This is a genomic window from Actinacidiphila sp. bgisy160 (assembly GCF_057707815.1).
The window spans coordinates 1-26,850 of sequence record NZ_JBYIQW010000057.1; the positions used below are offsets into that span (position 1 = coordinate 1).

Sequence of the window (26,850 nt, forward strand, 5' to 3'; positions counted from 1 at the left end):
TCGCGCAGACGCAGTGGTCCGTCACGGTGACGAGACTGTTCACATAGGACGCCAGGATCCCGCCGATCCCGCGGCGGGAGTACGTGCGGCCGGTGGCCTGGCGCAGGAGCGAGTCGGGGAGGTCCAGCATCTGCCGCGGGACCGTGGCCAGGTGCTGTCGCACCGGGCCGGTGAAGGCCAGGGCGTAGGGCCTTCGGCTGTCGAGGATGACGAGCTGGCCGGCGGCCACCAGTGTCTCCCGGCCGTCCTGGACCGCGATGCTGCCGCCGGTGTGCTGCAGGCTCACGAGCAGTGAGGCGTCGCCGTCGGCGGCGATGAGGGGCGCAGTGCGCGCCAGTTGCTGCGGGCTCGCTTCGAGGGAGCCGACCTGGACGCCGGCCACGCACGCCCGGCGGATCTCCCCGTGGAGCCCTGCCGCACCCTGGGTGCGGATCTCCAGCCGGGTGAACGCCCTGCGCACGGCGTCCCCCCAGTACTCGGCCCTCTCGGCGGGTGGTTGGATGTCTGTGCAGAATGCTTCGATCACGATGCCCTCCGGAACGGGCTGCCTGGGCTCGCCTGGCACGTCTGGCCGGCGTTTTCCGGCAGCCCTTTCTGAATCCACCGTAAAATCCGCATGTCGACCGATGGCTGCCACTGGGTGGGAACTGTGGGATATCCGCAGCAACGCGAACCGGAGACCGCGGGACACCCGCAACGCGGCCCTGGGGGGTAACCGCAGACGGTGCCGGATGTCGTGCGGAACGTCACCGGCTCGGCCAAGGACGTCAGGGGCCTCGGCCCCCCGTGTGGATTCCTCGTCCACCGTACGCGGCCGGGAGGGGCACGCCCGTGATTCCGGACGGCTCAGGAGAGCGAGGCGGTCCGCGGCCGCCGGCTACGGCGTCAGCACGAGCCTGCCGAAGACCTCACCCGTGGCCATCTTCTGGTGCGCCGGCAGGGCTTGGTCCAGCGGCAGCACCTCATGTGCCACCGTTGCGATCTCACCGGCTGCGGGAACTGCTCGCTGCGTACGGCACGCAGGTCGGCCTGGGGGGCAGCCGCGCTGAAGGCGGCGAAGGACAGCGACTTCCGGAACGCCGCCATGATCTTCGTGCCGAAGTCCGCGGGCGGCCGGCCCGCGACAGCACCCACGGCCACCACCCGACCGTTCGGGTTCAGTCTGTCGAAGGACGCAAGGCACCAACGATCCCGCCAGGTCATGGCCCCGCCGCTTTGCGAGCCTGGTGATCCAGGCGCTCGAGGCCTGCCATCACCTCGCGCCGCTACCGCCATCGGCACGACTGGCATCCGCGGCGGCCCGCGCCTGACCGTGGGCGGCGCCGTCCACGCGCCGACGCGCGAACCGCCGAGGCAGGTGACACGCCCCCGAAGCATCCGCCCCGATGCGGCGTGGCGCTCATCGCGACGGGCGTGCAGGCCTGCCCGGCCGGCATGGACGTCAGAGCTCAGGAAGACGGCCGCCCCGTCCGCGGCCCAGGCCCACCCGGTCAGGTGCTGACGTACACCCGGGTCACGAACTCCGCTATCTGAGTATCCGTCAGATTGCGTGCGAGGTCGGCCTCACTGATCATGCCGACCAGTTGGTGACCCTGCTTCGTGTCGATCACGGGCAGGCGCTTGATCTGATGCTGCTCCATCACGTGCAGTGCCTCGTCGGCACCGGCGTCCGCGTCGATCCATTGCAGGTCACCGGCAAGAGTTCCCGCTTGTACCGTTGCGGGGTCGATGCCCTCCGCGTCGCACTGGACGACGATGTCGCGATCGGTGATCATACCCGTGAGCCTGTTGTCGTCCCCGCAAATGGGCAGGCATCCGACGTTCAGGTCGCGCATCATCCTTGCCGCTTGCCGAAGCGACTGATGCGCGCCGACGCACTGGACACCGCCGGACATGATGTCCCTGGCCGTGAGCTGAGTGTTGCCCGTCATTGTCTCTCCTTCGCCCGCCCAGCCGGCGCGGGCTCCAGGCCGAAGGTGCCTGCGGTCACGGCAGTCGGGTCCATTGCGGCAGCGGATGCACGTGGGCCTGCCCGGAGGCATCTCGTCGATCGTTTCGTACTCCCTGGCGTGGGCGCCCGGGCCCCCGCTGCGACCTGTCGTTCATGGGAAGGGTGCGCCGTGGGAAGGCACCCCCTGTTTCCAGCATCGGCTTCGCCCACCCGGCTCGCATCTGCAGGACATCCCCGGCGACGTCAGGCCGTCAGCGGTACCGGATGCGGCAGCCCTCGGCATCCCTGGTCGCACCCTCGACGTGTGCCTGGCGAAGGGCTCTGAAAGGGCCTGCCTCTACGCTTACTTCCGTGTCCACCCGTGGACGGATCTCTGACGTCCGGTGACAGGGTGTAGTCGCCGTTCGCCGTCTGGACGCGAGTGCTCCACGACGAGTTCATGAGGAACTGCGGTGACGACTTCGCGGAGCCGGAGTGGGCCGCTGAACCGTCCGCAGGCCACCCTCTCCGGGGCGGCCCAATCGCTTCCTGGACGTGCTGCCGAGCCCGGATGAGAGTCCGGGCACGGTGGTTGCCTGGCCGGCCGCCGTGTTCCAGGTGCCCGGCCAGGCACAGCGACGGTTACAGGTACGGGCGGGTGATCAGCTCGATCGCGTGACCGGCGGGATCCTTGAAGTACACTCCTCGACCGCCGTGTTCGTAGTTGATCTCGCCTGAACGCCGCATCTGCGGATCGGCCCAGTGCTCGATGCCGCGATCGCACAGCCGCTGGTACGCGCGGTCGAACAGCTCGTCGTCGATCAGGAACGCGTAATGCTGCATCTGGATCTCCACCGGCGGTTCGGCGAACTGAAGCAGTACGCCGTCGGTGAGCTGGATGTTGGTGAACGGGCCCCAGGAGGGTGCTTCGGGAAGTTCCAGCAGCTCGCGGAAGAAACGAGCCGAGTCGTTTCGGTCCTTGGCGGCGATGATGGTGTGATTGAACGTGACTGGCATGTGGCTGGCCTCGCTGTCGTTCGGCACGGAAAACGGGACTCGTGGTGCGGGAGCACTGGGAGGTCCGCGTGCCGAAGTCGGGTGCCTTTTCCGCACCCAGGGTGCGGTCAGCCGTCCACCGGGTGGCCAATCCGTGCGTGGCTCTGCGCCGTTCCGGTGTTCACGTGGGGGACCCTATGTGATCTGGCCGGCTGCGACAACGGGTCAGTGATCGGCTGCGTGCCGGCTCGACCCGGGCGCCTTCCGCTGACCCCCACGGAGGAGGTCTGCGTGGCCTGGACACGTACCGACACGGAGAGTACTGACGTCCTCCAGCAGCGTGCCGACACAGAGGACGCGGACGAAGCGGGAGCCATCCTGACGCCGGGAACCGCGATCAGAGCTCGTGTCGGCTGGCGCACCGGGCCCGGCGCGGTAACGAGGCGTTGCGAGACGTGTCCCGGTCGAGGCAAACCGACAACTCGATTTGCCTTGACAAAATTTTTTGTCGGTTGGATCCTGGGAACACACCGGGATCGAGGTTGAGAAGTCGACCCGGCCTGTGGCGAACTGCCGCCCGAGGGTGGCTGAATGGGCACCAAGCGATCGAACACCCGACATGAGAGACCAAGGAGCCGTGATGCGCACTCTGATCAGCACCGCCTTCATTTCCCTCGACGGAGTCATGGAGGCCCCGGGTGGCGAACCCGGTTACCGGAACTCCGGTTGGACCTTCAAGGACGTCGAGTTCGTGCCCGAGGCATACGAGATCAAGGGGCGCGAGCAGAGCGAGGCGGCCGCGATCCTGATGGGCCGGGTCAGCTACGAGGCGTTCAGCCCCGTGTGGCCGGACATGGTGGAGTTCGCCGAGTACAAGACCATGCCGAAGTACGTCGTCTCGACCGCTCTTGCCGAAGACGACTTGGTGTCGAACTGGGGCGAAACCACGATCCTGCGCTCGCTCGACGAGGTCGCGGCTCTGAAGCGGACCGAGGGCGGGCCGATCATCGTCCACGGCAGCGCGTCCCTGAACCAGAGCCTCTCGGACGCGGGTCTGATCGACCGCTACCACCTGCTGGTCTTCCCGCTGCTGCTCGGTGCGGGCAAGCGCCTGTTCAGCGCGACGGACAAGGACACGCAGAAGCTGAAGCTGGTCGAGCACGAGGTCTACGCGAACGGCCTGCAGAAGAACGTCTTTGACGTCGTCCGCTGACGCTCGCGGTGCAGACTCCCGGGGTTGCTGCTCGTCCCGACCGCCGCTGACGCACCTCGATCTCGTTGGCGGCGGAGCATCCGCGGACTCACGCCGGTGAACGTCCGTCGCGAGGTCTCGGACGATCTCCTGCCGCGTGAGCTCCACGACCCGAAGTGCAATTCGCTCTCTTCGCACGTACCTCGGCCGCGGCAGGTCCGCCACGAGGCCGCCCGTCGTGTCAGCGCGCGCGTCGGCCTCACTCCGGCAGCCCGCGCTGGTGGGTCCGGCGTGGGTCCGCTGCTCGCCGGCATGTGCCGAAGGTGCTGTCGCCGTAGCGGTGGCCCGCCGTGCGCCGTTGGGAATGCCGCCCGGTCACAGCGCCCCGTCATCGCCGGACCTCGAGCGGCACCGCCCACCGTATGAAGAAGGGCCCCGCGTCGCCAGCGAGGCCCTTGGGCCGTGTCCGCAGAGGTGGCCGTAGACAACGGTGTGAGCGTATTCCTGGTCCTGCCGCTCTCGCGGCCGACGCGCCGCAGGATCACCGGAGGGCCACTCCCAGAGCCCTCCCGCGCGTCGGCCACCGCTCGTCGCCGGTGGGACGACCACCCGACTCGCGTTGTCCAGCGTGCTCCCACCAGGCTTCCCCCGCATCCTGTCCTGCGGCCCCCGCGTCTGCCTACGTCGCCCAAGCGGGGGCGTGCTCCAGCACGGCTCGCAGCTCTGGGTCGGCCCAAGAGGTTCCCACCGCAGCGGGCGGCGCGGTGGGGAACCTCGGCGAGTGCCGAAAGCGGGCGCACCTTCGACGACTGCCGCCCCGTCTGCGTCCTTCGCTGACTGGAGGAGCCGCCGCAAGTGTCCGCCCGACCGGGTGCGATTTCCACAAGGCCCGGGCCCCAGCGTGGGCGGGCTCGACAGCAGCATGCTCGTCGGCCGGCTCGACGGCCTGGTCCGCTGCGCGTGGGTATCGTCGCGCCGCCGGAGTCGGACGCGACATGAGGATCACAGCCACGCGGGTTTCGGCGACTCACGAGCGGTAAGGCGACCTCGTGGAGCGCCGCAACCCTGCCCGTACGGTGGCTCCCCGAAGGGCCCTCGCCCCTCGGTGATCGGCGCCCTTGATCGGGGCCCCTCCCCACTCGGCCCCGATCGCGGCCGTTCGACGACCGCGGGTAGCCGCTACCAGGCAAATGTCTGACGGGAGATGGTCTGGATGACTCATACGCGACCTGGTATCGAGCAGCATCCTGATCTGCTGGAACTTCGGGACGAGTACGAGCGGGCGACCGCTACCAACCGGGGCCAGGCGACGGAAGCCATGGGCTTGGTCACCGGCACGTACCTGGCCGCTTCACCGTGGATCGTGGGTTTCAACGGCCTGTCGTCGATCACGGTCAGCACACTCATCGCGGGCATTGCCTACGCGCTGTTCATGGGTGGCGTCGGGCGAGGCTTCGACCGCACCCATTCCAAGGCCTGGGCATCCGCCATCATCGCGCTCTGGGTGATCATCTCGCCCTGGTGCGTCGCCGGCGACGTCAGCACAACCCGCACCATCGCCAACAACGTGATCGTCGGCGTGATCGGCCTCATGCTCGCGCTTGCCGCGGCGTCGATGCGTCCCGGCAGCCGCCTCGACCGAAGCCAGGGCATGACCGCAAACCGCGGAGGCGGCTTCCGCAGCTCCCCGCAGACAGGCGGCCCGGGACGGTGATCAGGAGCACGTGCCCCGACCAGGCTCCTCCGCCTCCCGACCCGCCCACGCGGAGCGCAGCCCGTAAGCCCCACAGCAGCCCGTCCGGTTACGTGGTGAGGACCGGGCGGGCGCCTCGCGCGGCCCCGCCGGCGTTCACCGCCCTGTCCACGGCGGGGCCGCCCGAGGTCCGCCCATCAAGCGGCTCGCCCGGCTGGGTGCGATGAGCTGACCACGCATCCCGCGGGGGGCGCTGTCCTGCTTGGGCTTTCCGGCCGGCATCGCCACCCGGTTCTTGCTCCTGGCGCGGCGAGCGCGGCGCTCCAGCCGGGGTTCAGACGTAGGGGTTGTCCGCCCGGGCGGCGGCTCGTGAGCCGGGGATGGTCACCGGGGTCGGCCCCCGCGACGTCGCAGGGGCCCGTCCTCGGCTGCAGAGGTGCGTGAGGGGGTCGGTCAGGACGCGGCCGGTCCGATGTCGCCCTTCTCCGCCAGTTCCGTCAGGAAGTCGTGGCAGCGAGCGGCGCGCTCGGAGTCCTCCCGCATCACGTCCTGGAAGAAGTCCGCGATCTCGGTTTCCCCGGCGTTCTTCGCGTCCCGGACGTACTGCCCGTAGTCATGTCCAGCCTTCAATGAGTGGTACTGGACCGACACCAGGTCGTAAGCGACGTCCTTGAATCCTGTCTCACCTGTCGCCATGGTTCTCCTCCGTTTCGTGAGGGCACCCCACGCCTGCCCACGTGAAAACCACACAAACGGTCCGATTCCTGGGCTTGCGCGCGTGTGACACCTCGAGGCCGGCCGGTCCCGACGTACCGTGGCGCCGGGCAGGAGGTGTGCCCCCCAGGGGCAACGCCTCCTGACGCGGCATGGCCTCAGGCTTCGGAGTGCAGGCCGTCGTCGGGCATGTGGACGGGCTGGACCGGCGTTTGGGTGCTGCGGTCGAGCAGCGGGGCGGTGGGTGTGCGGTCGATCTGCAGATTGAGGAATTCAGGACGGCTGTAGTGTCCCCGGGCGTCCATCAGGCGCTTGCGCCGGTCGATCAGCGTGAGGTCCAGGTCGGCGATCACCTCTCCCTCACCGGAGGTGAGCGGCTCGCCGATGATGCCGCCTTCGGGGTCGACGATGGCGGTGAAGAACCCTTGGGAGAACACGCCGGCCGGGGCGCCGGTGTCCGCCGCGAGCTGGGCCTGCTGGTCGGCGTCGAGCCAGGCGGTGGCGTTGACCACGAAGGCGGCTGATTCAAGGGCGTGCTGGCGGATGGCGACCTCCATCTGCCCGGCGAACTGCGGACCCCCGAACGCGCCGGGGAACATGGCGGCGTGGATCTGCTCACCGTCGGCGATCAGGGCGTAGCGGGCGAGCGGCTGGTAGTGCTCCCAGCAGGCGAGCTGGCCGACGCGACCGACGGCGCTGTCCACGGCACGCAGCCCGGAGCCGTCGCCCTGGCCCCAGACCATGCGCTCGTGGTACGTCGGCGTGATCTTGCGGCGGCGCTGGAGCAGCGTGCCGTCGGCGTCGAACAGCAGTTGTGTGTTGTAAAGGGAGCCACCATCACGCTCGTTGACACCGATCGAGACGACCACGCCGGCTTCGCGGGCCGCCGTGCCGATCGCGGCGGTGTCGGCGGAGGGCACGGTCACCGCCTCCTCCATCAGCCGCAGGTGCTCCTTGGCCATGATGTAGGGCGGCTGCACGAAGGAGAAGTAGGGGTAGTAAGGGACAACGGTCTCCGGGAAGACCGCGAACCGGACACCCTTCTGTCCCAGCTCCCGGATCTTCTCCGCCACCTTGGCGAGCGTGCCCGCACGGCTGTAGAGCACGGGGCTGATCTGGACGGCTGCTGCCTTCACAAGGGTCATGATGTGTTCCTTCTCGCGATGCGGGGTCGGCGATCCATCGGCGGTTGCGATGATCGGAGGCGGAGCTCGGCAGGCACGGGGACTGGCCTCAGGGGGCGTGGAGCCGGGGAAGGTGCTGAGTTGCGCGCTGACCGCTCTCTTCGGGTGGCCTCGGCGTGCCGTCTCTCATTTAAGAGCATATGCTCCTATTGTGGAAGGGTAAAGGGGAGGCGCGCCTTTCGTGCCGTGCGGCGCCGGGGCCTTCCTCCAGGATGATCCAGAGCGCACCGCGTTGCCCTTCCCAAAGTAGGAGCATATGCTCTTATTGCTGCAAGGTGGCTCACGTAGGCGCAACCTCATGGCATCGGCCACGGGTCGCACCCCGTCTCCAGGCCCCGCGAACCCGCGAATCCACCAGTTCGCGCACGCCTCGCCTCCAGGCGCCCGGCACCGCTGCGCCGTTTGATCAACATTGCGAAAGGAACCGAGCATGAACACCTCCCCTGTCGAACCGCCCGGCCAGGACCGTCCCGGCATGCCGTCATCGCACCCGGCCCAGGCGCGGCGCCCGGTTTCCCGCCGCGCTTTCGTCGGCGGCGCGGCAGCCGTCGCTGCGGGTCTGGCGCTCACCGGTCTCTCCGCTCCGCCCGCCACGGCCGCTCCCGGGCAGATGCCGAAGGGCTTCGGCTCCGTGTCCGGTGTCCCCGGGCTGCCCGCAGGGTTTCGTCGGACGTTCACCAGCCGGCTCATCCAGGCCGGTGGCATACGTCAGCACGCCGTCGTCGGCGGCGACGGGCCGCCCCTGCTCCTGATACACGGCTGGCCGCAGAACTGGTACGCCTGGCGCATGGTCATGCCGGCGCTGGCGCGGAACCACACGGTCATCGCCGTGGACCAGCGTGGCATCGGGCTGACCGACAAGCCCCGCGACGGTTACGACACCGCCACCCTCGCGGCGGATCTGGCCGCGCTGATGGACGCCCTCGGTCACGAGCGGTTCGCGGTCGTCGGCCATGACACCGGCATGCCGATCGGCTACGCGCTCGCAGCCGACCACCCTCACCGCGTCGACCGTCTCGCCGTCGCGGAAGCCGTCATTCCCGGCGTGACGCCCTCACCGCCGCTGCTCGGCCCGGCCCAGGCCAACAACATGCTCTGGCACTTCCCCTTCAACCGGCTCGACGACGTCAACGAACTCCTGGTCGCGGGCCGGGAAGACGTCTACTTCGGCTGGCAGCTCGACACCAAGGCCGCGCGAAAGCTGCCCGACCACGCCATCCGGTACTACATCGAATCCCTCACCTCCCACCGTCACGCCCTGAGCGGCAGCTTCGGCTGGTACCGCGCCCTCGACACCACGTTCACGCAGAACGCCGACCGTGTGAAGCGACACCTGACCATCCCCGTCCTCGCGATCGGTGGAGCGCGAAGCGTCGGAGAGGGTGTGGCGACCACCATGAGGCTCGCGGCCGACGACGTGCAGTCCCTGGTCATCCCGGGCAGCGGCCACTGGGTTGCCGAGGAGGCCCCGCAGGAACTGCTGGCGGCGCTCACCACGTTCCTCGCCCCCTACCGCGCCACCGCCGCGGCGAGGAGCCGCCGGTAGCGCCGTAAGGGCGACCTGGACCGCCGGTACCGGATCCCTTGGCCGGCACACCGGCCCCAGGGGTGTTCCGCCTCCTGCCGGGCCGCGCCTGGCTCCGAAGGCACGCAAGACGGCAGTGCCGGAACGCGTGCCATCCGTCCTGGACGTCTACGGCAACCTGCACAAGCACGGCGCCAATGTCGCCATCGGCTCGGACGCCGGGACCGGGCCCGCGAAGCCTCACAACGTCCTCCCTCACGGTGTGGCCGTCCGGTCCCGTCGCGGCGCTCGTCGGCGGCGACGGGCCATCCGAGCCGGATCCTGCGCTGCCGCGTTCCTCCTCCCTTCTCGGTGGCAACAGCGGAGGCGGACAGGAGCGTCGCGGCGGCCAGGCCACCCCGGAGGGCGGCCGGGCCGTGTGGTGCGAGCGTGGTGACGACCGCCGGGGAGAGGGCGAGGGCGAAGCCCGTGGAGAGCTGGAAGCGGGCGAGGGCGCGTCCGAGGGCATGGGCCGGGGCGAGTGCGGTGACGAGCGCGGTGGCGCTGCCTGTCTAGATGATCTCGCCGATCGTGCAGATCACGGATACCGCGGCGATGGCCGGGATACCCCAGCCGTGTCCCAGTGAGGTGGCCGCGAGGAAACCGAGGCAGGACGCGGCCGGCACCACGCCGGAGAGTGCCGGCACGGTCCGCCGGGCAAAGCGGGACATGAGGACCGTTTTGGCCACGAAGACGGCTGCCGGCCCCACCGGGGACACCTGGAGCCGCGTCACCAGGACCAGAGGGAGGGCGATCTCGGGGACGTCGAGGCAGAGGACGTGGACCACATCGGCGGCAAGCAGCGCGAGCATCCGGGGTGCGTCGCGGTCCGTGTCCGGGGCGGCCTGCGCTGGATCCGCGTGCACGTGGACCGACCAGGCCAAGGCGGCCGCTGCAAGGTGGGCGAGCACAGTGGAGCGGCACCGCCGCCGACCGGCTGGAGAAGTATTCCGCCGCGGGTGCCTACTCCGGCCAAGCCGAGGCCCATGATCTCCCGGCGCATCGGCCTTTCCCGCTGATGCCCCGGGAAGAGCCGCCCGAGCCATGGGAGCCGAGCTCCTTCGCGAGTTCAAGGGCGGGGAGATGACTGCCCACCCGCGATCGGCACCGGGCAGAGTCGACGTACCGGGCCGGAGCCTGGCAAGGTCAGGAGCGAGACTCACGGTGCAGGGGGTGCGGATTGGCAGAGTTGAGCGAGGGCACGGCGAGCGGTGAGCGGCGGCGTCCCGACCGACAGGCCGAACAGGGTCCGGAGGTGGCGCAGTTCGGCCTGGTCGCCAGAAAACCCTGATGCCGGCCGACCACCTGAGGCGCTTCGCCTCCCGTTTCCGTCAGCCGCTCACCAACTCCTGGACGGTGGACGCGGGGCTGATGCTGCTCGTGCTGGCAGCCGAGACCATTCCGTTCGTCGTGCCGCGCGCGCCGTCACTGCCGCCCGCCACCTGGGCGTCGTACGGTCTCACGACGCTCGGTGTGGTGCCCCTGCTGTGGCGTCGCCGGGCGCCTGTGACCGTGCTCGCCGCGGTCCTTGCCGCGCAAATGCTCTACCGGTTCACGCTCGACGGGCCGGGGCAGCCCCTGCCGTACAACGCTCTGGTGGCGCTCTACACCGTCGCCGAGCTGACCCCGGCCAGGTGGCGCATCCCCGTGGGCGCGGGGACGCTGGCGCTGATCTTCCCGTCGGTGGCGCTCAACTCCGGTGAGGCCAGGGAGCTGTTGTTCTCGTTGTTCCTCTTCGGCGCGGCGTACGGGTTCGGCCGCCTCACGCACACCCGGAAGGCCTACACGGCTGCCCTGGAGGACCGGGCAACCCAGCTGGAACGGGCGAACCGCATCGAGGGAGAGCAGGCGGCGGCGGCTGAACGGGCCCGGATCGCACGGGAGATGCACGACATCCTCTCGCACGCGGTGAGCTTGATGGTGGTGCAGGCGGAGGCCGGCCCCGTCACGGTCCGTACGGCGCCGGAGCGTGCCGAGGCGGCGTTCGAGGCCATCTCCGAGACGGGGCGTGACGCGATGGCACAGCTGCGCAGGATGCTCGGAGTGCTCAGGCAGGAAATGAAGGCCCCCGAACCCGCGCTCCGCAAACCCCTGCCCGCTCTGGCCGATCTTCCGCTGCTCGTGGAACAGGTGGCCTCGGGCGGCCTCGCCGTCGATTACGTGGCCGTGGGCCTTCCGGGGTCCTTGCCGCCGGCCACCGAGGCGACCGTCTACCGGATCGTGCAGGAGTCGCTGACCAACGTGGTCAGGCACGCGTCCGCGGAATCCGCGAGTGTGCGCGTGGAACTGGGCGTCGAGACCGTGGAGGTCACGGTCACCGACAACGGCAGGGGGGCCGCGGTCGGCACCGGCAGCCGGCCGGGCGGGTGCACGGGGCACGGACTGATCGGGCTGCACGAGCGGGCCGCGGCGCACGGCGGGACCGCCGAGACGGGCCCCGGCCCGGACGGCAGGGGATTCCGGGTGAGAGTGCGGCTTCCGCTGGCTGATGACTTCATGGAGGTGGACGGGTGACCATTCGGGTGGTGGTGGCCGACGACCAGGAACTGGTGCGCAGCGGCTTCGCCATGATCCTCGACGCCCAACCCGGCATCGAGGTGGTGGCCGAGGCGGCTGACGGCGCCGAGGCGGCCGAGGCCGCGCGGCTCCACGGCGCGGACGTGGCGCTCCTCGACGTCAGAATGCCGGACACGGACGGGATCGAGGCGTGCCGGGCCATCAGTACGGCGACCGACTGCCGAACGATCATGCTCACCACCTTCGACTCCGACGAGTACGTGTACGAGGCGCTGCACGCGGGGGCGAGCGGCTTTCTCCTCAAGGACGTCAGGCGCGACGACCTGGTCCACGCGGTGCGGGTGGTGGCCGAGGGCGATTCCCTGCTCGCCCCCTCGGTCGCGCGCCGACTGGTCGAGGAATACAGGCGCCGGCCCGGCCCGGCCCGGGCGCCGGTGCCGGATCTGCTCGACGTGCTGACCGCCCGCGAACGCGAGACCCTGCTGCATCTCGCCCGGGGACTGTCCAACGCCGAGATCGCGGCGGCGCTGACAGTCAGCGAGCACACCGTGAAGACCCATGTCGGCAACGTGCTGGCGAAGCTGGGGCTCAGGGATCGCATCCAGGCCGTCATCTGCGCGTACGAGACCGGACTCGTGACCACGGGGGCACCGGCCGCAGCCGGACTGCCGTCACGCGATCCCTCGCCTGGGGGAGGCGGGCCCGCCTCCTCCCCCGCACGGGCGAGCCGGCCTCCGCACCAAGACCGCTCGCGCGGGTGATCCACTCGGGGGCTGTGATCCAACAGGATGGCAGGCAACGGCTCGCGCCGTTTCCCGTCGTCAGGAGATAAGAGATGAACGCCCGGACCCGTACCGCCCTTGCCGCGCTCCTCGCCCTGAGTACCGTGGCCCTCCCCACGGCCCAGGCGGCGGTGGCCACCGCGCCCCCGTCGCCGTCCTCGTACAGCTGCGCCGCACACCCGGGCGGGCTCGACACCGAGGCGTTGTGCGCGGCGCTCGGCTCCCTGCCCGACTCCGACACCACCGCCGCGCTCGTACGTGTCGGCGGCACAGACGGCACCTGGCGCGGCAGCGCGGGCGTGCACGACCTGGACAGCGGACGCCCGGCCGATCCACAGGCCCGCTTCCGGGCCGGCTCGGTGACCAAAGTGTTCACGGCAGCGGTCGTTCTCCAGCTCGCCGCCGAGCGAAAGGTGGACCTGGGCGCGCCCGCACGTCACTACCTGCCGGCACTGATACCCGCGGAGTACGGGGCCGTCACCGTACGGCAGTTGCTCAACCACACGAGCGGCATCCCGGCGGCCGACATGCCGGGCGACACCGTCGAGGAGGCCTACGCCCACCGGTTCGATGTCTACCGGCCCGAGAACATGGTCGGGAACGCGACCGCGAAGACACCCGAGTTCGCGCCCGGCACCCAGCAGCACTACCTCAACATCAACTACACCGTGCTCGGACTGCTGATCGAGAAAATCACCGGCCATGCCTACGCCGAGGAGGTCAGCCGGCGCGTCCTGAGGCCGCTGCGGCTTCAGAACACCTCCTACCCCGGCACCGACCCGCGCATCAAGGGCCCCCATAACCACGGATACCAGGCCTTTCCGCGCCCCGATGGCACGACCGAACTCCGCGACGTGACGATATGGGGCCAGACGGAGGGCTACGCGGCGGGCGACATCATCTCCACCACCGCCGACTTGGAACGGTTCCTGCGGGCGCTGTTCACCGGTCGCGTGGTGCCCCGTACGCAACTGGAGGAGATGTTCACCCTGCCCGGGGCGTCGGTGCGCGAGTACGGCTCGGGCGCCCCGGCCTCCTACAGCGCGGGGCTGTCCAGGATCGATCTCGGCGGCCGCGAGGTCTGGGGCAAGACGGGCAGCCGGTACGGCTACACCAGCGTGATCGCCGCCACCCGCGACCTGTCCCGCACGATGGTGATGAACGTCGGTGCCACGGACGCGAAGGGCGGGACCATGAACTCCACGGAAATGGCCCTGATCGTGGCCACGTTCGGGGCCCCGTCCACGTGAAGTCGCCGGTGCCGCGCGCGGGTGCGACCCCTGGCGCCATGGACGGGGAGCCCCTCCCCGGCCGGGAGGCGCGCATTGGCCTGACCTCGCGTGACGTTGTACCGTCCCGCCCCTGACCATCAAGTGTATTCGTTCGGGAGGGGCCTCGTGCCCAAGGCAACGGCGATCGTCAACGCAAAAGTCTTTGACGGCACCCGGCTGCGGGACTGGACGTCGGTCCGGTTCGCCGACGGCATCATCACCGACTGCGCCACCGGTCCCACTGCCCGAGGCGGCGACGTGGTGATCGACGCGGAAGGCGGCACCATCCTGCCGGGGCTGATCGACTCGCACATCCACCTCGTGCCCGGCGCCCTGGCGCAGGGGCTCACCTTCGGTGTGACCACGGCACTGGACATGTTCAGCCAGGCCGGCGCGATGGCCGTGGCCAAGGAACAGGCCGGCGCCCGGTCGGACGTGGCCGATGTGCGTTCTGCGGGGATCGGCGCCACTGCGCCGGGCGGGCATCCTTCGATGATGTACGACCCGTTCCCGACCTTGACCGGCCCCGAACAGGCCGAGCAGTTCGTCGCGGAACGGGTCGCCGAAGGCTCGGACTATGTGAAGATCTTCGGACCCTCGGGCGCAGCGGGTCCGTGGGCGACGCCGTCGTTGGATCTGGAGACGATCGCCGCGCTGACCCAGGCTGCCCATGGTCGCGGGCTCGTGGTCGTCGCGCACGTCAATTCCGTGGCCGGGATGCGCCAGGTCGTGTCTGCGGGCGTCGACGTCATCGCGCATGTGCCCGTGGACGGCGAACTGGACAGAGCCCTGGCCGAGCGGGTGGCCGAGGCCGGGATCGCGGTCGGCCCGACGCTGGCAACCCTCGAGAACCTTTTGGGCGAACCGGGCGGGGCCGCCGTGGTCGCAGACCCGCGACTGGTCGGAAAACTCGGGGACGCACAGGTGCGGCGGCTGGCCTCCGGTGCACCAGGGCGGCGTGGGCAGCGATTGCCGCCCTATGCCCGTGCCGAGAAGAATGCCTGTCGTCTGGTCGACGCGGGCGTCACGATCCTGGCCGGCACCGACGCCCCCAGCCCGGGAACGGCGTTCGGGGCGAGTCTCCACCGGGAGCTGGAACTGCTCGGTCGCTGCGGCATCACGCCCGCACAGGCGCTGAACGCCGCGACCGCGGCTCCGGCACGAGTGTTTTTGCTCGCCGACCGCGGTCTCGTCGCAGCCGGCCGGCGCGCGGACCTCGTGCTCGTGTCCGGCGACCCGTTGACCGACATCACCGCGACCCGGGCCATCGAACGGATCTGGCGAGCGGGCGTCCCATGCGACCGGCGTGTTTTCGTTCCCGACATGGCCGAGGCGGAAGAGCTTGACGCCTTCGACGCCCGGGTCGCCAAGGCCGTGGCTGCGGTCCGCGAACGCCGGTACGGCTTCGACCCGGACAAGGCCGGCTGAAACGGGGCCGAGCAAGGCAACGGCCGGCGAAGCGGCTTCCTCTCCCGAAGCTCCCACGCCGAGGCACAGTCCCTGGCGGGCCCCGGCGTCTTGAGGGGCATCCCGGGCGGCGGGCGAGGGACCGTATCGTTCACCGCCGAACCGGAAGCGCTCTACCGGCGGACCGCCGAGATGACCCCGCCGGGCCGCTCCTCGCGCTGCGGCGGGGTGCTGATCGGGCGGCCGTAGGCGGCAGCGCGCTCGCGAAGGGTATGGCTGTCGGCCTCCCAGCCGTGCCCGGCCAGCCAGCCCACCGGGTCGTCGGGCATCTCCGAGACCCACATGGACGCCGCTGATCCCGGTGCGGCGTCCGCGCCGAAGCGCTCGAGCACGCCGCGCGAGCCCAGCGTCAGCCCCGTCCGACTGCCGCGACGGCTCCCGGTGCCCGCGCGACGGCCGGCTGACGCGCTGTTGACGGGCGGCTCCGCCCCCGGACCTCAGGCAGGCGAAGGCGCGGCCGCAACGATCCGGCTCTGTGCCGGCTGAGGCAGTGCCGCGAGCCAGGTGATCAGCAGGTTGTTGACCTCTTGGGGCCGTTCCTGCTGGATCCAGTGGCCGCAGCCGTCCAGGAGGTGCGAGGAGACCAGGCCGGGCAGGGTGGCCGGGTAGGCGTCGATCGCGTCGGACAACCAGGTGGTGGAGGCGTCCAGGGTGCCGCCGATGAAAAGGGACGGCTGGGTCAACGGGGATCCGTGGAACTCGGCGAGGTCCTCCCAGTCGCGGTCCATGTTCCGGTAGCGGTTGAGTGCTCCCGTGAGGCCGGTGCGCTCGAACTCCCCTGCGTAGTGGTCGAGGTCGGCCTCGGTGAGCCAGGACGGGAGCCGGTCGGTGGGGAAGCGGTCGCGCAGGGTTCCGCCGCCGCTGACGAAGTGCGGGTCGGGCTGTCCCTGGGCCGGCATGGTGTCGGCGGACAGGGCGGCGTAGAAGCCCGCGAGCCAGCCCCGGACGTCGGGCTCGATCTCGGCCTCGGCACGGCCCGGCTGCTGGAAGTAGGAGACGTAGAACTCCTGGTCTCCGCCCATCCGCGCGAAGACGTCGCTGGGGCGCGGCCCGCCGGGCGGGGCGTAGGGGACGCTGAGCAGGCCCACGGCGCGGAAGACCTCGGGGTGCAGCAGGGCGGACGTGGCGGCGATGTTCGAGCCCCAGTCGTGCCCGATGATTACCGCTTTCTCCTCGCCCAGGGCGTGCACCAGGGCGACGTTGTCCTCCACCAGGGCGCGCATGCGGTACTCGCTGGTCTCCGTCGGCTTGGAGGAGCGGCCGTAGCCGCGCACGTCCGGTGCCACCGCCCGGTATCCCGCCGCTGCCAGCGCCGGGAGTTGGTGGCGCCAGGAGTACCAGGACTCGGGGAAGCCGTGGACGAGCAGGACCAGCGGCCCGCTGCCCTGCTCGACCAGGTGCAGCCGTCCGGCAGGCGCGTCGACGGTGTGGTGGCGCGGTTCGCCGGACGGCGTGGGCTGATGCATGGCTTCCCCTCGGGTTCCCCATGGACCTCGGTACCCGTCGATCATGCGCTGCGGCCGGGCGGGGATGCGAGCCGCGTTGACAAACTGGCAAAATGGCAGGTCAGGGGCGATCAGCGAGAGAGGTGAAGCGGAATGGCGGACGACGTCGCCGCGGTCCTGGCCGCCATGGGGCCGCGCCTGCGCGCCGCGCGCGAGCAACGTGGACACACCCTCTCCGAGGTCGGCCGGGCCACCGGGATCGCCTCCAGCACGCTGTCACGGGTCGAGAAGGGCCTGCGCAAACCGAATCTGGAACTGTTGCTGCGCCTTGCGAAGGTGTACGGCGTCCCCCTGGACGCGCTGGCGGGCACCGCGCGGGCCCCGGCACCTGCTCCGTCCCGCCCGGTGCCGCGTGCGGCGGACGACAAGGCGGTACTGCCACTGACCCGCTATGTCGGGGGGCTGCACGCGCACAAGCACGTCCTGCCGGCCATCGACGACCTGCCCCCACGGCCGCGCCAGGCGTCGCACGAAGGATACGAATGGCTCTGCGTGCTGTCCGGGCGGCTGTGGCTGGCACTCGGCGACCATGACCTCGTCCTGACCGCCGGAGAGGTCGCCGAGTTCGACACGCGCACCCCTCATGGAGTCGCCAACGCCGGCCTCGGCGCACCAGTCGAATACCTGATCATGTACGGGCCCCAAGGTGAACGCCTGCGGCCCCGCGTGCAGCCGACCGCCACATAGCGCCACGACTGCGCCGAGCTCGCCGGCGAGGCCGGCGCGCGACAGGTGGGCGGCGGTGACGGACGTGTGCGCGGTCCGTCCGCGGTGGTCGTTCCACCGCGGACGGACCGGCCGCACCCGTTGCGGCTGCCGTGAACGGCCGCGCCTCAGCGCAGGCCGAAGGCCCGGATCACCGTCTGGTGCACCGCGTTGCCCGCCGAGTCCTTGGCGCTCGCCCGCAGCGACACGAAGGACGCCTTGTCAGGGGCGTCCAGGCGGAACCGCCCGTCGCTGCCGCAGGCGGCCTTGTGCCAGGTCCGGCCGTCGTCGTAGGACAGCTCAAGGCCGACCGCGCCGAGCTCGCCGGCGAGGCCGGCGCGCGACAGGTGGGCGGCGGTGACGGACAGGGTGTCGTGCCGCCCCGCGCGTCCCGCCGCGTCCGTGGCGATTGCGTAGTCGAGCTGCACCAGCGGCAGCACCACGGTGGCGGCGTCGGTCGGCGCCTCCGACGTGAAGTCCCACTCGGTACGCGTGCGCGAGGAGTACGGAGTGTAGGCCACGTCGCGCTCACTGGTGACGACCAGCCTGTACGGCAGCCTGCCGGCGCTCGGCGCGTCACCCCAGACGTTGGTGAAGTTCCCCTGGCCCAACTGGGTGGTGCCTTGGTACAGGGTCTGCTGCTGGGTGCCGGCCGGGTCCTGGTTCCACCCGACGTGGTCGCGGCTGCCCCAGGCCGGGATGTCGACGTACAGACGGTCGCCGTTGCGGGTGGGCGGGAGGTTGTTGAAGAAGGTGTCGTTCAGGAAGGGCCGTTGGATCGGCTTGAACCATTCCTCGGACTGCCTGCTGCCGGCCCGGTAGGCGGTCCTGGCTCCCTCCTCGAACCCGATGGACTCGGCGAACGCCTCCTGGTGCCAGCGGACACCGGTGGTGGACACCCAGTCGGTGCGCTTCCCGTGCGAGGGCTCCGGCATGACGGGACCGGCGGTCCAGTCGACGCCGTCGAGCCATTCGAAGCGGAACTCGCCGCCGGGAGCGTCCGGCTTCGGGCTCGCGAAGGTGACGTCGATCCTGGCCAGGTTCTTCGTGTCGCCCTTGACCGTCATCTTCGACGGGATCTCGTTGTGCCAGACGTGCGCGAGGTCGTACACGTACGGGCTCGCGGTCTCGGAGTCCACGGTGATCCTGGCCTCGCCGTCCTTGACCTGCCGGATCAGCTTCTCGCCCTCCTCGGTACCGAGCAGGCCGACGTCAAGCGCGACCGGACGCCGGCCCAGCGGCGCGTAGGAGCGCAGCGGGCGGCCGTAGCCGTTCTCCACGACCAGCATGAGTCTCGCGCCCGCGGCGATCGCGTTGGCCGCCTGGTCGATGTCGCTGACGTCGTCGTTGTGGCGGACGACCACGGCCTTGCCGCGTGCGTCGAGTTGGGCGTAGTCCGCCCCCGAACCCTGGCCGGCGAAGACCAGCGGCAACTTGTAGGTGCCCCTGGCCAGCGGCGTGATGCCCTCCTGACGCAGGATGCCCGGGTACTCGGTCGTGCCGGTGGAGACCGCGAGCGCCGGCTTCTCGCCGCGCCAACGGGCGGTCAGCTGGAAGTCCCCGTGCGTGACCTCGTGTGTGGTCGGCTGCGCCCAGATGCTGTCGTAGTACACACTGTCCGCGGACAGACCCGACCTGACGCCGTTCATGACACGGTTGTAGCCCAGCTTCTGGAACGTCACGTCGCTGCGCTGCGGGGTGCTCATGCCGATGCGCTCGGCCTTGGACGCGTCGAACGTGACGGTGGTGTCACGGTCCAGGAGCACGTCAGGGTCGCCGAGCAAGGCCAGACCCCTGGAATGGGGACCGTGGACGCCCTGGACCTCCTGGTAGGAGAGCGCCGAGTACACGTCGTCGGGCAGGAAGATCTCCTCGGTGCCGGAGGGGCCGACCGGAATCACGAAGGGGTTCTTGTCGCCCGCCCTGAGTATCTGGACCTCGCCGGACGTGGGATTGCCCTCGAAGTCCTTGAACGTCAGGGTCAGCTTGTGCATCGTCGCGAAGCCGAGGGAGACGGCGGTGTGCGCCACGGCCTGGCCGGACTCGTCCGTCGCGAGCAACTGGCCCGAGTAGTGGTTCTTGGCGGTGCCGTCGGAGCCGTCGATGGTCACCGTGACGTCGGCGCTGCCGTGCGCGGGGACGACCACGTGGGAGGCCGACAGGCGGAACATCCCGGACGGGGCGTGCGCCGCGTCGACGGACAGCGTGAGCGCGACCGGCGCGTCGGTGACGTTGGTGTAGGTCACCGGGCGCTGGAGGGCGCCGCCCTTGTACTGGGCCGCGTAGGCGGTCGCCGACGCGAAGACCCCGGCCCGTGCTGCCGCCGCGACGTCCAGCCGGCCGCTCCCGGCTTCGGCCGGCGCCATAACGTTGCCATGGCCGTGACGTGCTGACGGTTCAGCGGAATGTCGTACCACTCGGCCAAGTACCGCACTGGGTCGGCCGTCGCTTGGTACTGCGCCTCGGTGTACCACTGGGCGCCGTGCGCGGCGTACCCCTCGTGCTCGATGCCGGATGAACGTATCACACTGTCTGGAAGGGCCAGGATCAACAGTGCGGTTGCGACGGGCTGCGGGCGCATTGCCGGGCGTGAGGCAAGATGTGTGGCCGCCTTTCGGCGGTCGGAACGAGGGACGGATGCCCACTCGGCAATTCAATGACACTGTCGTGGTTGCCCAACGCCCCCGGTGCTGCCGCGGGTCATGCGACCGGAACTGGCCCGAAGGAGGCAGCCCCCCCGGGCGCATCGTGTGACCGATTGGCGAGTCGACCGCCAGGAACTCGCCGGAACGAACGCCATGACGGCCGGCACGACACGCCTCCTCCCGGGGGAGCGGCGCGGCCTCGTCAGGCTGGGGCGTCCAGCAGGTGGGGTCCGTTGTTGCGAACGCTGTTGACCGCCGTGCTCACGGGGCGGGCGGCCAGGTGGCCGTCGGCCGGCGCGGTCAGGAGGGCGCGGAGTTCGTCGGGGTCCTGGTGTTCGGGGTCGAGCCAGGCGTCGTAGTCGGCGGACGCGATGGTCAGCGGCATGCGGGGGTGGACCCGCCCGGCGGCGTCGGTGGCGTCGGTGGTGATGATCGTGCACGTGGCCAGCCAGGCGCCCGGGTCGTCGTCGCCGGCGACATCCTTGTTCCGCCACCACTCGTACAGGCCCGCGAAGGCCATGCCCTCGTCACTGCCCTCCGGACTGATGAAGTAGGGCTGCTTGTACGCCTTCCTGTCCTCGGTGGCCGGGACGGCGACCCACTCGTAGAAGCCGTCGGCCGGCAGTAGACAGCGACGCTTGGAGAAGGCGCGGCGGTAGGCGGGCTTCTCGTGGACCGTCTCCATCCGGGCATTGATCATCTTGGCGCCGATCGCCGGATCCTTGGCCCAGGACGGGACCAGGCCCCACTGCAGCGGTCGCAGTTGCCGCTCCAGTGCGCCGGTCTCCCGGTCGACGCCCTCCACGACCGACCACACGCTGTTCGTGGGGGCAACGTTCCAGTTGGGTGCCACAAGGGTTTCAGGGTTCCACTCGGTGACCCGGAACTGCTGCACCAGGTCCTCGGGACGTCGGGTCGAGACATAGCGGCCGCACATGCCCACCAGCCTGCCACGTCGCGCTCCGGCAGCGGTGGTGGTTCCGCCGCGCCAGGCGGGTCGGCTTCCGGCGGGACCACGGCAAGGGGCCCGCCCATCCCGCGTGCAGGCAAGTCATTGCCATGGCAATAACTTGTCGTCGGCAGGCCTTCACCCCGCCGTCGCGGGCCTATAGATCCATGGCATGTTCTCCCCCTCACCACTTTCCGTCCTCCGGCGCCGGCGACTGCTCTGGGCCGCCATGGCGGTGCCGCTACTGGCCACGGGTCTCACCGCACTGCAGGTGCCCGCACAAGCCGCTCCCAACCAACCACCCATCCCCGCCGGGCCCTCGGCGACCCACAGGGTCACCCTGGTCACCGGTGACGTCGTCACGGTGACCACGATGGCCGACGGCAAGCAGACCGCCGACGTCGACCGGCCGGACGGTGCCGTCGGGGGCGTGCAGCTCCGGAAGATCAGGGGTGACCTGTTCGTCGTTCCGGACGAGGTCATGCCGCTGCTGGGCGCCGGGAAGCTGGACCGGCGGCTGTTCAACGTCACCGACCTCATCGCAATGGGCTACGACGACACGAAGTCCAAGGCCGTACCGCTCATCGCGACATACGACCAGGCGAAGTCCCGCGCCGCCACCGAGCCGACGGCTCCCCGCGGCAGCAAGCTGACGCGCAGGCTCAGGGGCATCCGCGGTGCCGCGCTCAGCACCGAGAAGCGGCAGACCCGCGCCTTCTGGACCAGCCTCGCCCCGCGGGGCGGCACGAGGTTGGGCGCGGGAGTGTCGAAGCTCTGGCTCGACGGCCGTGTGAAGACCGAACTCAAGGAGAGCGTGCCGCTGATCGGCGCGCCCGAGGCCTGGGCGGCCGGGTTCACCGGCAAGGGCGTCAAGGTCGCGGTGCTCGATACCGGCATCGACGTCGGCCACCCCGACCTGGCCGGCAGGGTCGACGACGCGGCCAGCTTCGTGCCGGGTGAGACCGTCACCGACGTCAACGGACATGGCACGCACGTGGCCGGCACGATCGTCGGATCGGGCGCCGCCTCCGACGGCGACTACAAGGGCGTCGCCCCGGGAGCCGACCTGATCGTCGGCAAGGTGCTCGGTGGCGAGGAGGGCTACGGCCAGGACTCCTGGGTCATGGCCGGCATGCAATGGGCCGCCGAATCCGGCGCGGCCGTCGTCAACATGAGCCTCGGCGACTCGTACGCGACGGACGGCAGCGACCCGATGTCGCAGATGGTCGACGCGCTCTCCGCGCAATACGGCACGCTGTTCGTCATCGCCGCCGGCAACGCGGGGCCGGAGAGCATATCCGCCCCGGGGGCAGCTGGCTCGGCGCTGACCGTGGCCGCCACCGACAAGCAGGACCAGCTCGCGGACTTCTCCAGCACCGGCCCGCTGGCCCACTCCGGCGGCATGAAGCCGGACATCGCGGCGCCCGGCGTGGACATCACCGCGGCCCGCTCGCAGAGGATGACCGACGGCGGTGAGGGCCTCTACCGCACCCTCAGCGGCACTTCGATGGCCACCCCGCACGTGGCCGGCGCGGCGGCCGTCCTGGCCCAGCGACACCCGGACTGGACCGGCTCGCAGCTCAAGGAACACCTGATGAGCACCGCGAAAGGCCTGGCCGACCAGTACTCGCCGTACGAGGTCGGCACCGGTCGTGTCGACGTCGCCGCCGCCGTCCGGGCAACGGTTCGCGGCACTGGATCGCTCTTCTTCGGCAACCACACATGGCCGCACGAGCCGAGCGACGTCGCCGTCACGAAGGACCTGACCTTCGCCAACACCGGTACCGCCGACGTCACGCTGAATCTGGCGCTCACCGACGCCGACGGCCCGTTCACACTGGGCGTCACCACGGTGACCGTCCCGGCGGGCGGTACCGCAGCCGTCCCGGTGACCGGTGACCCGCGAACCGCCCCGGCCGGACGCCACGTCGGCTACGTGACGGGCACCGACGCGACCACCGGGCAGCCGGTGACCCGCACCTCCCTCGCACTGCTGAAGGAGGACGAGCGCTACGACCTGAACATCGAACTGGTCGGGCGGGACGGCAAGCCCGCCGCCGGCTGGGTCGCGATCAACCTGGCCGGCGACCTCTGGCCGTGGTCGGTCTACGTGGACGGCTCGACCACCATGCGCATGGCACCCGGCCTGTACACCGTCGCGGCGCACCTCCCCGTGCCCGGCGAGAAGCCGGACCGCTCGGGCCTGGCCGTGCTGGTCGCCCCGGAGACCGTGCTCAAGGACGCCTCCGCGGACGTGGTCCTGGACGCGAGCAAGGCACACCTGCTGCGGACCGAGGCGCCGCAGCGCACCGAGGACCGCCAGCGCAAGGTCGACTTCAACGTCCACTACACCGGCTTCGACGCGTTCATGGACTACCGCCAGGCCTATGTACTGCCGCAGACGTACGACGACGTCTACATCGCCCCCACGAAGCCAATGACGCAGGGCGAGTTCACGATGGTCACCCGCTGGCGCAAGGGCGAGCCGCTGCTCGGCCTGAGCGCGATGGGCGGCCGCCTCCGCTTCGACACGCTGGTGCAGGCCGGCAGCACCCTGGGCACCGGCACGGACCGGCTGACCGCGGTCTACGCGGGCAAGGGCGCGGCAGCCGACTACGCCAAGGCCGGCGCCGAGGGCAAGGTGGCCGTCGTCGAGCGCAGTGACGAAGTCGCGTCCGACGAGCGCGCCGCGGCCGCGGCCGCTGCCGGGGCGAAGGCGCTGATCGTGGTCAACGACGGTGCGGGCGGCCTGGTGGAGGACGTCGGCGAGTGCCCCATTCCGGTCGCCACCGTGCACCGCGACGCGGGCAGGACCCTCGTGTCACTGGCCAAGGCCGGCCACGTCAGGCTGACGGTGAAGCAGACCCGGTACACACCGTTCGTCTACGACCTGACCCGGGACTACCCCGGCCGGGTGCCGGACCGGGCCCTGGTCTACAAGCCGGCCAAGGCCGATCTCGCCCGGATCGACGCCCGCTACTACGCGGCCACGGGCGGCGGTTCCGCGGAGGGCTACCGGTCCGACTTCACCCTCAACCCGTCGTTCAACCTCCCCGAGCTCGAGTGGCATCCCGGCACCCGGACCGAATGGGTGACCCCGGGCCAGGTCTGGCGGGAGTTCCACACCCAGGGCGTCGACGGAAACCTGCCGTGGGCGATGGTGTCGGGCGACAACACCTACGCAAAGGGCAGCACCACCCGCCTGGACTGGTTCGCTCCGGTGGCCAGGCCCGGCCAGGGCGAGTCCTTCGGCGTGTACAACTCCCGCTGGCAGAACTACATGACGTGGAACGTGCAGGCATGGGCCTCCTCCAGCGACAACATGCGGCTCGGCGGCTACCTGCCGTGGGGGGAGACGCCGACCCGCCTGCGGATCTTCCAGGGCGATACGCTGATCCACGAGAACCCGCGCAGTACGGACATGCAGTGGGTGGAGGTGCCGGCGGGCAACCTGCCCTACCGCGCCGTCCTCGACGCGGAGCGGCCCGCCGACGTCTTCCGCCTGTCGACACGCACCCACACCGAGTGGACCTTCATGTCCGACACCGTCGACTCGGACTTCTTCGAGCGGTTCCCCGTCCTGAACCTGGAGTACAAGACGGAGACGGACCTGCACGGCGACGTCGAGGCCCATGCAAACCGGCGGATCGCGCTCAAGCCGGTGTCGATGGACTCCGGCACAGTGCCCGGCAACGTCACCGCGGTGCGGCTGGACGTGTCCTACGACGACGGCGCCACCTGGCGGAAGGTGAACCTGACCAAGGGCACTGACGGCTACTGGACGGGTTCGTTCCGCACGGCGAAGAAACCCGGCGGTTTCCTCTCGATCCGCGCGAGCGCCGAGACGGACGGCGGCTTCGGCGTCAAGAACGAGATCATCCGGGCGTACGGCCTGCGATGAGCCGCAGTGTCGGGCCCCGGGGAGAGGACTCCCCGGGGCCTTCCCCGTCGCACCTGCTCCCAGCAGGAACTATTCAGCCCCTGCCGCCATGGCGCATACTCTCCCCGCTGCGGCAAGCGGAAGGGAGCCAGTCGCCGATGCTGGATGTTCTGGGCATGGAACCAGGCGAGGAGCGCGTCTACCGGGTGCTGCTCGGACGGCCCGACTCCACCGTGACCGTGCTGTCGGATCTGCTCGCTTTGGCGCGGACCGACGTTGCCAAGGCGCTGTCCCGCCTGGTGGGGTGGGGGCTGGTGATCGAGTCGGCCGACGGCCGGTTCACCGCCGCGCCGCCGGCCATGGCGCTCGGGGCACTCATCACCCGGCAGCGGGACGGGCTGCGCAGGGCCGAACAGGCACTCGTGACCCTGACCGAGGAACACCGGGCGGCGATGAGCGGCCGCGGCATCAATGATCTGATCGAAGTCGTCACGGGCCTCGATGCCATACGCCATCGTTTCCTGCAGGTGCAGCAGGCGGCCCGCACGCAGATCCGCACCTTCATCACCGCGCCGTTCGTCGCCGTGCCCCCCGACCAGAACACCGCCGAACCCGAGGCCATCGGCCGCGGCGTGGAATTCCGGGCGGTGCTCGACCGGGCCGTGCTGGCGGAGCCGGGCATCATCAACGACGCGATCGACGCACTGCGCAATGGGGTGCAACTTCGTGTCGCCGACCAGTTGCCGATGAAACTCGTGCTGGCCGACGCGGACCTCGGCCTGGTCCCGCTCGCGGTCACGCCCGCCGGAGAGCCAGGGGCTGTGCTGCTGCACCGCAGCGGCTTGCTGGCGGCGCTGGACGCACTGTTCGAGACGGTCTGGCGCACAGCCCGTCCGCTCGAACTGCCGGCCACCGGTGGAGAGGCGGAAAGCGCTGTCGGGCCGGGTGCGGAAGGCCCGACCGACCTCGACCGAAGGATCCTCGCACTGCTGCTCGCCGGACTGACCGACCAGACGGCCGCGACGCAACTGGGACTGTCACCGCGCACGCTGCACCGACGCCTGCGTCACCTCATGGACATGGCCGGAGTCCGGACCCGGATGCAACTGGGCGGCCACGCCGTACGGCACCGTTGGGTGGAGGCGCACTGAACTGCCACCCGCCCGTCGTTGGTTGGACACCGTCGGCCGGGTCGCTGCGACCGTCTCCAGCACCGCCCGGGCGCGACGCGGCTTTGCCGCGATACCTCCAAGGAGGGTGGCGCGGATCCTGGCGTGTGGAGACGTACACCGCGTGCTGACCCTCGGAGAGCCTGTCCCGGCGGCCGCGGCCACTGCGTACCGGATCGGGCCGCGTGTGTGGTCCGACGGCCTGTTCACCCGGCCGCACCGGAATGAGCGCACTTGATGCCGCGAGGGCAATGGGGCGTGCGTGGTGCATCGACGGCCGGAGTCTCTTCGATGTTCAGGTGGAATTCGGACTGGACCCGAAATCAGGGTGATTCCCTGATCCGGGGCGCGCGTTATGGGCGATGCGGCTGCCTGGCCGGTCCGCCGGCGGGGCAGGCGGGCGAGGGCCCGGCTGCGGACGTGACCGCGCTTGGAATGCCAGTGCCACATTTTGTGATTCCTGTGCCATGACGCCGGAGTCGGCGACGGAGAGCGCGGCTCGAAATGGCGGACTTCCACGCCACGTTCACAACCTTCGAGTATCCTCCCATTGGCGCCGACTTCTTTTGATGCCGTCCGGCCCTCTCTGCTAGCGTCACCGACCGTCCTCAGGTCGATTGGCGGCAGGCACACCTCCGTAGAGGTTCCGGAGCGCCTCGCAGAACGCTCATGCCGTGTCAGTCAGGC

Annotated in this window: 17 protein-coding genes and 4 pseudogenes; 10 read left to right on the forward strand and 11 right to left on the reverse strand. The window is 70.3% G+C overall.

Translation table 11 applies throughout. The features are described 5' to 3' along the window. From AC3EUJ_RS30900 to AC3EUJ_RS30915, 4 genes and pseudogenes are all read right to left on the reverse strand, one after another. Positions 1-526 (reverse strand): cupin domain-containing protein (locus AC3EUJ_RS30900; RefSeq protein WP_431967185.1); only part of this gene is annotated, 526 nt, incomplete at its 3' end. A 351-nt stretch (positions 527-877) separates the two neighbouring features. Further along, positions 878-1,170: pseudogene (locus AC3EUJ_RS30905) on the reverse strand (zinc-binding dehydrogenase); the annotation flags it as partial. A gap of 320 nt (positions 1,171-1,490) precedes the next feature. Next, complete coding sequence (locus AC3EUJ_RS30910) at positions 1,491-1,931, reverse strand: CBS domain-containing protein (RefSeq protein WP_431967187.1); 441 nt, start codon at positions 1,929-1,931, stop codon at positions 1,491-1,493. A 641-nt stretch (positions 1,932-2,572) separates the two neighbouring features. Beyond that, the gene (locus AC3EUJ_RS30915) at positions 2,573-2,947 is read right to left on the reverse strand and encodes a VOC family protein (RefSeq protein WP_431967252.1); all 375 of its coding nucleotides are present in this window, start codon (positions 2,945-2,947) and stop codon (positions 2,573-2,575) included. A gap of 619 nt (positions 2,948-3,566) precedes the next feature. On the opposite strand from AC3EUJ_RS30915, the gene AC3EUJ_RS30920 reads away from it, so the two are divergent. Next, positions 3,567-4,139, forward strand: a complete 573-nt coding sequence (locus AC3EUJ_RS30920; RefSeq protein ID WP_431967189.1) for a dihydrofolate reductase family protein — start codon at positions 3,567-3,569, stop codon at positions 4,137-4,139. Positions 4,140-5,331: 1,192 nt separating this feature from the next. After that, positions 5,332-5,832, forward strand: a complete 501-nt coding sequence (locus tag AC3EUJ_RS30925; protein ID WP_431967191.1) for an SPW repeat protein — start codon at positions 5,332-5,334, stop codon at positions 5,830-5,832. Between the two features lie 432 nt (positions 5,833-6,264). Here the strand turns inward: AC3EUJ_RS30925 and AC3EUJ_RS30930 are convergent, their stop codons facing one another. Further along, positions 6,265-6,507 (reverse strand): acyl carrier protein, encoded by a 243-nt coding sequence (locus tag AC3EUJ_RS30930; protein ID WP_089228957.1) that lies wholly within the window; start codon positions 6,505-6,507, stop codon positions 6,265-6,267. A gap of 176 nt (positions 6,508-6,683) precedes the next feature. Further along, a complete protein-coding gene (locus AC3EUJ_RS30935) occupies positions 6,684-7,670 on the reverse strand; it encodes a nitrilase-related carbon-nitrogen hydrolase (RefSeq protein WP_431967193.1) in 987 nt (328 codons plus the stop codon). Between the two features lie 469 nt (positions 7,671-8,139). Here AC3EUJ_RS30935 and AC3EUJ_RS30940 point away from each other — a divergent pair, with 469 nt between their 5' ends. Beyond that, the gene (locus AC3EUJ_RS30940) at positions 8,140-9,255 is read left to right on the forward strand and encodes an alpha/beta fold hydrolase (protein ID WP_431967195.1); all 1,116 of its coding nucleotides are present in this window, start codon (positions 8,140-8,142) and stop codon (positions 9,253-9,255) included. Positions 9,256-9,563: 308 nt separating this feature from the next. On the opposite strand, the pseudogene AC3EUJ_RS30945 reads toward AC3EUJ_RS30940, so the two are convergent. Beyond that, positions 9,564-10,187 (reverse strand): annotated as a pseudogene (locus AC3EUJ_RS30945) (MFS transporter); the annotation flags it as partial. A 376-nt stretch (positions 10,188-10,563) separates the two neighbouring features. Between AC3EUJ_RS30945 and AC3EUJ_RS30950 the strand changes: the two are divergent. The 4 genes from AC3EUJ_RS30950 (at position 10,564) to AC3EUJ_RS30965 (ending at position 15,271) form a co-directional block, all read left to right on the forward strand. Beyond that, entirely contained in the window at positions 10,564-11,787 is a 1,224-nt protein-coding gene (locus tag AC3EUJ_RS30950) for a sensor histidine kinase (RefSeq protein WP_431967197.1), read from the forward strand. Further along, the gene (locus tag AC3EUJ_RS30955) at positions 11,784-12,551 is read left to right on the forward strand and encodes a response regulator (RefSeq protein ID WP_431967199.1); all 768 of its coding nucleotides are present in this window, start codon (positions 11,784-11,786) and stop codon (positions 12,549-12,551) included. The genes AC3EUJ_RS30950 and AC3EUJ_RS30955 overlap by 4 nt, the downstream gene beginning before the upstream one ends. Before the next feature lie 74 nt (positions 12,552-12,625). Then, a complete protein-coding gene (locus AC3EUJ_RS30960; RefSeq protein WP_431967201.1) occupies positions 12,626-13,822 on the forward strand; it encodes a serine hydrolase domain-containing protein in 1,197 nt (398 codons plus the stop codon). Positions 13,823-13,969: 147 nt separating this feature from the next. Then, positions 13,970-15,271, forward strand: coding sequence for an amidohydrolase family protein (locus tag AC3EUJ_RS30965; RefSeq protein ID WP_431967203.1), 1,302 nt, complete (start codon positions 13,970-13,972; stop codon positions 15,269-15,271). A 152-nt stretch (positions 15,272-15,423) separates the two neighbouring features. Here the strand turns inward: AC3EUJ_RS30965 and AC3EUJ_RS30970 are convergent. Beyond that, positions 15,424-15,687, reverse strand: a pseudogene (locus AC3EUJ_RS30970) (SAM-dependent methyltransferase); the annotation flags it as partial. Positions 15,688-15,747: 60 nt separating this feature from the next. Beyond that, positions 15,748-16,776 carry an alpha/beta fold hydrolase gene (locus tag AC3EUJ_RS30975; protein ID WP_431967205.1) on the reverse strand — a complete coding sequence of 343 codons (1,029 nt, stop codon included), beginning with the start codon at positions 16,774-16,776 and terminating at the stop codon, positions 15,748-15,750. 132 nt (positions 16,777-16,908) lie between these two features. On the opposite strand from AC3EUJ_RS30975, the gene AC3EUJ_RS30980 reads away from it, so the two are divergent. After that, positions 16,909-17,502: a helix-turn-helix domain-containing protein gene (locus tag AC3EUJ_RS30980; RefSeq protein WP_431967207.1), complete on the forward strand. Its 594-nt coding sequence runs from the start codon at positions 16,909-16,911 to the stop codon at positions 17,500-17,502. A 146-nt stretch (positions 17,503-17,648) separates the two neighbouring features. Here AC3EUJ_RS30980 and AC3EUJ_RS30985 read toward each other — a convergent pair. Both AC3EUJ_RS30985 and AC3EUJ_RS30990 read right to left on the reverse strand, forming a co-directional pair. Next, a pseudogene (locus tag AC3EUJ_RS30985) lies at positions 17,649-20,044 on the reverse strand (N-acetylmuramoyl-L-alanine amidase); the annotation flags it as partial. 323 nt (positions 20,045-20,367) lie between these two features. Further along, entirely contained in the window at positions 20,368-21,102 is a 735-nt protein-coding gene (locus tag AC3EUJ_RS30990; RefSeq protein WP_431967209.1) for an SOS response-associated peptidase, read from the reverse strand. Between the two features lie 184 nt (positions 21,103-21,286). On the opposite strand from AC3EUJ_RS30990, the gene AC3EUJ_RS30995 reads away from it, so the two are divergent. Beyond that, the gene (locus AC3EUJ_RS30995) at positions 21,287-25,015 is read left to right on the forward strand and encodes a S8 family serine peptidase (RefSeq protein WP_431967211.1); all 3,729 of its coding nucleotides are present in this window, start codon (positions 21,287-21,289) and stop codon (positions 25,013-25,015) included. A 137-nt stretch (positions 25,016-25,152) separates the two neighbouring features. Beyond that, a complete protein-coding gene (locus AC3EUJ_RS31000) occupies positions 25,153-26,145 on the forward strand; it encodes a transcriptional regulator TrmB (protein WP_431967213.1) in 993 nt (330 codons plus the stop codon). Positions 26,146-26,850 lie beyond the last annotated feature (705 nt).